Source organism: Streptomyces mutomycini, assembly GCF_001700505.1.
GTDB classification, from domain to species: Bacteria; Actinomycetota; Actinomycetes; order Streptomycetales; family Streptomycetaceae; genus Streptomyces; species Streptomyces mutomycini.
On the sequence record NZ_MAPV01000117.1, the window covers coordinates 1 to 7483 of the forward strand.

Consider the following 7483-nt stretch of genomic DNA (forward strand, 5'->3'; position numbering starts at 1 on the left):
TGCTGCTCGGCTGCGCGCGGCTCACCCCCGGCCCGGCCCGCGCCGAATACCGGGCCTGGCTCGCCGCGCGCAGCCGAGCAGCATGTCGGCCGCGGACTGCTCGATGTTGCCGGCCGGGCTCTGGGCGGCGACGCAGATCTGTTCCAGCTTGACCCAGACCGCCCAGTTGCCCAGCGGGGTGAGCGTGGCGAGGCCCGCGCCGAGCGTGAGGGCGCCGACGGAGGCGAGGCCCTCCAGGGCCCAGTCGAGCAGCAGCGCGTTCAGGTCGGCGGGCCGGCCGCCGGCGGGGGCCGGCTGCTCCTGCGCCCCGTACGGCACCTCGCACCGCTCCTCGTGGAGTTCCGCGACGCGCTGTCCGAGCAGGTCGAGGAGCGCGGGCACGGTGACCGGGCCCGCCGAGAGCTGGAGCAGCGAGAGCACCTGGGGTACGGCCTCGACGGCTTCCGCCACCGCGGTGGCCTCGACGCCTTCGGGTGAGGCGTGGACCAGCGACCAGGCGTCGAAGAGCGCCACCCAGCCGCGGAGCACGGCGGAGTCGTCGCGGTCCCAGGCGCGCAGGCGCCAGCCGCGGCGGGCGGTGTCGCCGTGCAGTTCGATGAGCCCGGCGAGCCTGGCCCGGTCCCAGCCGGCCAGCACCTGTTCCGGGGACAGCTGGAGCGCGGCGGCGGCCCGTTCCAGGGCCTGGGCGGCGAGCGGCACTGAGTCGGCGCTCGTCCCGTCCGCGGCCCAGTGCGCGATCCGTACTGCGTCGGCCAGTACGGCCCTGGCCTGGCGCGCCAGCTCCGCCGGGGGCGGTGTGCCCTCGGGTGGGCGGGGAGCCGGCCTCGTGCGCCGGGTCGTCACTGCCTTGCGGGCGGTCGCCTGGGGTCGTGGGCGGACAAGTCGCAGCCTGGAGTCGCGCGGGGTACGGGACGTCACGAGGAGCAGTCTTGCCTCTGACGGGCCGAAAGCCCAAACGGAAGCCGTGTCAACGGGAGCCGGAGGGCTCGCGAACCGGGGCACCAACCGGGCGGTTTGGGTCCATCAGCTCACATCAGGGGCGTGAGGAAGCGCCGGAGGACCTCTTCGTAACCGGCCGGATCGGCATTCCACATCGCCCCATGCGGAGCCTGCGGTACGGAGTGCAGGGTCACCAGGTCGGGCCGGCGTGCGGCGAGTGCCCGGGACTGCTGCCAGGGGGCCAGGGTGTCGTCGGGGCCGTGGACGATCAGGGTGGGAGCGTGCAGGGCCGTCGGCACCGAGGTGTCCAGGAGCGGGGCGCCGTGCAGCCCCGTCCGGCCCTGGGCGGCCCGGACGGCGAGGGGCAGCAGCGCGGAGGGGACGCCCCGGGCCGAGGCGAGGGCCCGCAGGGTGGTCCTCCAGTCCATGACCGGCGAGTCGAGGACCAGGCCGCTGACCCGGTCGCGGAGGGCGGAGTTGACGGCCGCGTGCAGGGCCATCGACGCGCCGGACGACCAGCCGTACAGGATGACGTTCTCGGCCCCGTAGCGCAGGGCGTAGCGGATGGCCGCGTCGAGGTCGCGCCATTCGGACTCGCCGAGGTGGGCCAGCCCGTCCGGGGAGCGTGGCGCGCCCGCGTCGCCGCGGTAGGCCAGGTCGAGCACGGGGAACTGCTGGGCGTGGAGGAATCCCAGCACGTTCAAGGGGTGGTCCCGGGTGGTGCCGAGGCCGTGCACGGTGATCACCCAGGTGTCGCGGGCCGCGGGCACGAACCACGCGGGCAGGGGCCCGAGTTCGCCGGGGACCTCGACTTCCTTGTACGCGAGGCCGAGTGCGGTGAGCGGGTCGCCGCGGTGCAGCTCCGGGGTGAGACGGACCCGGGAACCGGGCTTCAGGCTGCCGAGGGTGACGCGCTCCAGCCGGCGTACGACGGTGTCGGCGGAGGCCGCGTGGCTGTCGGGTGGCTGCTCGACCACCGGGCCGGCCACCGCGTGGACGCCGCGGCCTGCCAGTCCGTACGTACCGGGACGCAGCGCGGGGAAGGAGCGGGTCAGGGTGACCTGCCCGGCCGCGGTGGCATGCACGGTGAGACGGCGGTCGGCCGGGAAGGGGCGTGGCGAGGGCGCCCCGAGGGCGGCGTCGCTGGCGTAGCGGCCGGCGGCGACCGCTGCCGCGCCGACGCCGAGGATCGAGGTTGCGGCCACTGCCGCCGCTGTTGCCGGGCGCACGGCTCCAGTGTCCTGGGCGGGGGCGGCGTCTGCCAGTGGGCGTCGGCCGTACGGTGCGCCGCCGGGGCTCAGCCGGGCTGGCCGTACCCCTTCAGGGCGTCCTGCACGTCGCGCAGCTGGGCGGGGGTGAGGAGGGCCGGCCGGTGGCCGGGCACGGAGCTCGCGGTGAGCCAGAGCCTGCACATCCATTCGAGCTGGGCGGTGCGGTCGTAGGCCTCGTCGAGGGTGGATCCGTGGGTGACGGTGCCGTGGTTGCGCAGCAGGCAGCCGGTGCGGTCGCGCAGGGCGGCCAGCATGCCGTCGGCGAGTTCCTTCGTTCCGTAGCGCGCGTAGGGAGCGGTGCGGACGGGGCCGCCGAGCATCGCGGCGGCGTAGTGGATGAGCGGCACCTCGGTGACGAGGGTGGAGACGGCCGTGGCGTGCACGGCGTGGGTGTGGACGACGGCGGCGGCGCCGGTGCAGCGGTAGACGGCGAGGTGGAGCGGGAGCTCGCTGGTCGGCGCCAGGTCACCCAGGACCTGGCGCCCTTCGAGGTCGACGCCGACCGCGTCGTCCGGGCCGAGCCGGTCGTAGGGCACCCCGCTGGGCGTGACCAGGACGATGTCGCCGACCCGCGCCGACACGTTGCCCGAGGTGCCGACGACGAGGCCGTCCGCCGCGGTCCGCCGGGCCGTCGCGACGACTCCGCCCCACGCCTGCTCGATCGCGTCTCCGTGTATGTCTGTCATGCGGGGATCCTAGGGGGCACGTGACCGATGTCTCCCCGTCGGAGCGCACCGCTCGCGGCCGGACGCGCCCAGGCAGGACGGGAGCCGGGCCTCACACCGGCCGCGGAGCTCGGGCCCACCCTTCACGCACACAAGCGGAACCCGCTTACGCGGTTGGGGTCACCGTGCCGCCCTGCTCAGTTCACCTTCCGTTCATCCTGGTTGCTTACGTTCCACGTGCCAATGACGTCGAACGATTGCCTGGGTAAATGGAACACATCACGCTGCTGCTCGCGATTGTTGTCGTGACAGCTCTCGTGTTCGATTTCACGAACGGTTTCCACGACACCGCCAACGCGATGGCCACCACCATCTCGACCGGCGCTCTGAAGCCCAAGACAGCGGTGGCCATGTCCGCCGTTCTCAACCTCGTCGGCGCGTTCCTGTCCGTTGAGGTCGCCAAGACGATCTCCGGCGGGATCATCAACGAGGACGGCCTCAGAACCGAGGTCATCTTCGCCGCGCTCGTCGGCGCCATCCTGTGGAATCTGCTGACCTGGCTGGTCGGCCTGCCCTCCAGTTCCTCCCACGCTCTCTTCGGCGGCCTCATCGGCGCCGCGGTGATGTCGGCCGGCTGGTCCTCGATCGACGGCGGAACCGTCGTCACGAAGGTCCTGCTGCCCGCGATCGCGGCTCCGCTCGTCGCCGGTGTCGCCGCGCTGCTGGCCACGAAGCTGACGTACCGCCTCAACCGGAAGGTCACCGACGAGGCGCAGCTGAAGTCGACCGCCAAGGGTTACCGCGCCGGCCAGATCGCCTCGGCCGGTCTCGTCTCGCTCGCCCACGGCACCAACGACGCGCAGAAGACCATGGGCATCATCACCCTGGCCCTGGTCACCGGCGGCGTCCTCGCCCCCGGCTCCAACCCGCCGGTCTGGGTCATCGCCTCGGCGGGCATCGCGATCGCGCTGGGCACCTACCTCGGCGGCTGGCGCATCATCCGCACCATGGGCAGCGGCCTCACCGACCTGCGCCCCCCGCAGGGCTTCGCGGCCCAGACGAGCGCGGCCACGGTCATCCTGGCCTCCTCGCACCTCGGCTTCTCCCTCTCGACCACCCAGTCCTGTTCCGGTGCGGTGATGGGCGCGGGTCTCGGGCGCAAGGGGGGCGTGGTCCGCTGGTCCACCGCCACCCGGATGTTCGTCGCCTGGGGCCTGACGCTGCCGGCCGCCGGCCTGATCGGCGCCGGGGCGGAGTTCCTCACCAAGCAGGGCCCCTGGGGTGTCGCCGTGGTGGCCGTCGTGCTCGTCGCCGGCTCCGGCGCCATCTGGCTGCTGTCGCGGCGCAAGCCGGTCGACCACACCAACGTCAACGAGCCCGCGGGCGTCGTCACCACCGCGATCGCGTCGGTCAGCCCGCCGCCCGTCGGCACGACGGTCACGACGGACCTCAAGACCACCATCCACGCCCCGGCCGAACCGCAGACCGACCCGGCCCGACCGGCCACGGTGTAAGGACAGATCCGTATGAACATCGACTGGGCAGCTCTCGCGTCCGTCTTCGGCGTCAGCCTCGTGAGCACCGTCGCACTCGTCGGGCTCTTCACCCTGGGCATCCTGGGCCTGGCCAAGCAGGTGCCGACGGCTCAGGGCGGCGGCGGTCCCCACGCAGCGGCGCGCGTCGGCGCCTACGCCTGCTTCGCGCTGTGCGCGGCGGCGGTCGCGTACGGGATCTATCTGATCGTCGTCTGAGCCTCTCCGAGGACATCCCACCGGGCCGGACACACCGTGCGTGTGTCCGGCCCGGTGTGCGTCCGGGCACACCGAAGCCTCGCAGGTCAACGGCAGGTTGACGGGCGTTCGCGGAGCGTGGTGGACTGCCCGGGCCATTACGGCGACAGGAGAGGAAGCCGGTGCGAGTCCGGCGCGGTCCCGCCACTGTCACCGGGGAGCAGCCTCCACACGGAAGTCACGGTCCGCCACCGCGGACTGGAAGGCCGGAGGAACTGCGGATCCGGGAGCCAGGAGACTCTCGTCGCCGGTCACGTCGAACCAGGGCGCGGACCCTGAGTGAGGACATACGCCATGTCTGGCTGCCCTGCGTCGGTCGCCCCACCCCCTGCCTCCCGGGCCCTTCGAGGCGCGACGGGCGGCTGAGCCCGTGCGAGCCGACCGCATCTTCGCGTACGGCGCCGCCGCCGGTCTGATCGGCGACCTGCTGCTCGGTGACCCCCGAAGGGGGCATCCCGTCGCCGCCTTCGGGCGGGCCGCAGCGGGCGCCGAGAGCCGGCTGTGGCGCGATCACCGCGGCTGGGGCGCCCTGCACACGCTGGTCTGTGCCGGGGGCGCCACGGGCGCCGCCGCCCTGGCCGCCCGTGCCGTGCGGAACCGTCCCGCGGCTGCCGTGGCGCTGACCGCCGCCGCCACCTGGTCCGTCGTCGGGGGTACGTCGCTGGGCCGCGAGGCCCGCGCCATCGGCGGGGCCCTGGCCGCCGGGGACATCGAGCTGGCCCGGGAGCGGCTGCCGCATCTGTGCGGCCGCGATCCACAGGCGCTGGACGGGCCCGGGATCGCCCGCGCGGTGGTGGAGTCCGTCGCCGAGAACACCTCCGACGCCGTCGTGGGGGCCCTCGTGTGGGGCGCGCTCGGCGGAGTGCCCGGGCTGGTCGGCTTCCGGGCGGTCAACACGCTCGACGCCATGGTCGGGCACAGGTCGCCCCGCTACCGGCGCTACGGCTGGGCCTCGGCCCGGCTCGACGACGTCGCCGGATGGCCGGGGGCCCGGCTGACCGCCGCGCTCGCCGTGGCCGCGGGCGGGCGCCCCCGGGCGGCCGTCCGGGCCTGGCGGGCCGACGCGGGCCGGCATCCCAGCCCCAACGCGGGCCCGGTGGAGGCCGCGTTCGCCGGAGCGCTCGGCGTACGGCTCGGCGGCACCCTCGCGTACGGCGGGCGGGTCGAGCACCGGCCGGTGCTCAACGGCGGGGCCGGCCGGGACGTGGAGGTCGCGGACATCGAACGCGCGGTGCGGCTGTCGCGCCGGGTGAGTGTGCTGGCCCTCGCCGTGTGTGCGGCGGGGCGGACGGCCATGGGACGGAGAGTCGGATGAGCGGCGGGCTGCTGGTCGCCGGAACCACCTCGGACGCGGGAAAGAGCGTCGTCACGGCCGGGATCTGCCGGTGGCTGGTGCGCCGGGGGGTGAAGGTCGCGCCGTTCAAGGCGCAGAACATGTCGCTGAACTCGTTCGTCACCCGGGAGGGGGCGGAGATCGGCCGGGCCCAGGCGATGCAGGCACAGGCCGCCCGGGTGGAGCCGTCGGCGCTGATGAACCCGGTGCTGCTCAAGCCCGGGGGCGACCGTTCCAGTCAGGTGGTCCTGATGGGGAAGCCGGTCGGCGAGATGAGTGCGCGCGGCTACCACGGGGGGCGGCAGGAGGCGCTGTTCGGGACGGTCGTGGACTGCCTGGAGCAGCTCCGGGGCACGTATGACGCCGTGATCTGCGAGGGGGCGGGCAGTCCGGCCGAGATCAATCTGCGGCGCACGGACATCGTGAACATGGGTGTCGCGCGGGCCGCGCGCTTCCCCGTGCTGGTCGTCGGGGACATCGACCGGGGCGGCGTGTTCGCCTCGTTCTTCGGCACGACGGCGCTGCTGGGCCCCGAGGACCAGGCGCTGGTCGCGGGGTACCTCGTGAACAAGTTCCGGGGTGACGTGTCGCTGCTGGAGCCCGGCCTGGACATGCTGCACGAGCTCACGGGGCGGCGGACGTACGGGGTGCTGCCGTTCGCCCACGGTCTGGGCATCGACGAGGAGGACGGGCTGCGGGTGTCGATGCGCGGGGCCGTCAGGGAGTCGGTCGTCGCGCCGCCGCACGGGGAGGACGTCCTGCGGGTCGCGGTGTGCGCGGTGCCGCTCATGTCGAACTTCACCGATGTGGACGCGCTGGCGGCCGAGCCGGGTGTGGTGGTGCGGTTCGTGGACCGGGCGGAGGAGCTCGCCGACGCGGACCTCGTGATCGTGCCGGGGACGCGGGGCACCGTGAAGGCCCTGGCCTGGCTGCGCGAGCGGGGGCTGGCCGGCGCGCTGCTGCGGCGGGCTGCCGAGGGACGCCCGGTACTGGGCATCTGCGGCGGGTTCCAGGTGCTCGGTGAGTCCGTCGAGGACGAGGTGGAGTCGCGGGCCGGGCTGGTCGAGGGGCTCGGACTCCTGCCGGTGCGGGTGCGTTTCGGCCGGGAGAAGGTTCTGGGCCGGCCCGTGGGGTCGGCGCTCGGGGAGCCGGTGGAGGGATACGAGATCCATCACGGGGTCGCCGAGGTGAGCGGCGGCGAGCCGTTCCTGGACGGGTGCCGGGTGGGCTCGGTCTGGGGGACGCACTGGCACGGGTCGCTGGAGAGCGACGCCTTCCGGCGGGCGTTCCTGGGCGAGGTCGCGCGGGCCGCGGGGCGGCGGTTCACCGCGGCCCCCGACACGAGCTTCGAGGCGCTCCGGGAGGAACAGCTGGACCGGCTGGGGGACCTGATCGAGGAGCACGCCGACACCGACGCCCTGTGGCGGCTGATCGAGTCGGGGCCCCCGCGGGGGCTGCCGTTCGTGCCGCCGGGGGCACCGCGGG

The 7483-nt window shown here is 74.1% G+C and carries 6 protein-coding genes, 1 pseudogene and 1 riboswitch; of the genes and pseudogenes, 4 read left to right on the forward strand and 3 right to left on the reverse strand.

Annotation, left to right across the window (positions count from 1 at the left end; translation table 11 throughout):
- Positions 1 to 27: 27 nt before the first annotated feature.
- The 3 genes and pseudogenes from BFF76_RS18055 to BFF76_RS18065 form a co-directional block, all read right to left on the reverse strand.
- Positions 28 to 843, reverse strand: a pseudogene (locus BFF76_RS18055) (hypothetical protein); the annotation flags it as partial.
- 185 nt (positions 844 to 1028) lie between these two features.
- Entirely contained in the window at positions 1029 to 2168 is a 1140-nt protein-coding gene (locus BFF76_RS18060) for an alpha/beta hydrolase family protein (protein ID WP_053929812.1), read from the reverse strand.
- Positions 2169 to 2236: 68 nt separating this feature from the next.
- Positions 2237 to 2896: a class II aldolase/adducin family protein gene (locus BFF76_RS18065; RefSeq protein WP_031099854.1), complete on the reverse strand. Its 660-nt coding sequence runs from the start codon at positions 2894 to 2896 to the stop codon at positions 2237 to 2239.
- Between the two features lie 248 nt (positions 2897 to 3144).
- On the opposite strand from BFF76_RS18065, the gene BFF76_RS18070 reads away from it, so the two are divergent.
- From BFF76_RS18070 to BFF76_RS18085, 4 genes are all read left to right on the forward strand, one after another.
- On the forward strand, positions 3145 to 4389 hold the full coding sequence (locus BFF76_RS18070; protein ID WP_031099853.1) for an inorganic phosphate transporter: 1245 nt from the start codon (positions 3145 to 3147) through the stop codon (positions 4387 to 4389).
- 12 nt (positions 4390 to 4401) lie between these two features.
- A complete protein-coding gene (locus tag BFF76_RS18075; RefSeq protein WP_031099852.1) occupies positions 4402 to 4626 on the forward strand; it encodes a hypothetical protein in 225 nt (74 codons plus the stop codon).
- Between the two features lie 151 nt (positions 4627 to 4777).
- Positions 4778 to 4906, forward strand: a riboswitch (cobalamin riboswitch).
- A gap of 129 nt (positions 4907 to 5035) precedes the next feature.
- Positions 5036 to 5980 carry a cobalamin biosynthesis protein gene (locus BFF76_RS18080; protein ID WP_065848622.1) on the forward strand — a complete coding sequence of 315 codons (945 nt, stop codon included), beginning with the start codon at positions 5036 to 5038 and terminating at the stop codon, positions 5978 to 5980.
- Positions 5977 to 7483, forward strand: a 1507-nt coding sequence (locus BFF76_RS18085; protein ID WP_065848623.1) for a cobyric acid synthase, incomplete at its 3' end; no start/stop codon positions are given. The genes BFF76_RS18080 and BFF76_RS18085, both read left to right, overlap by 4 nt.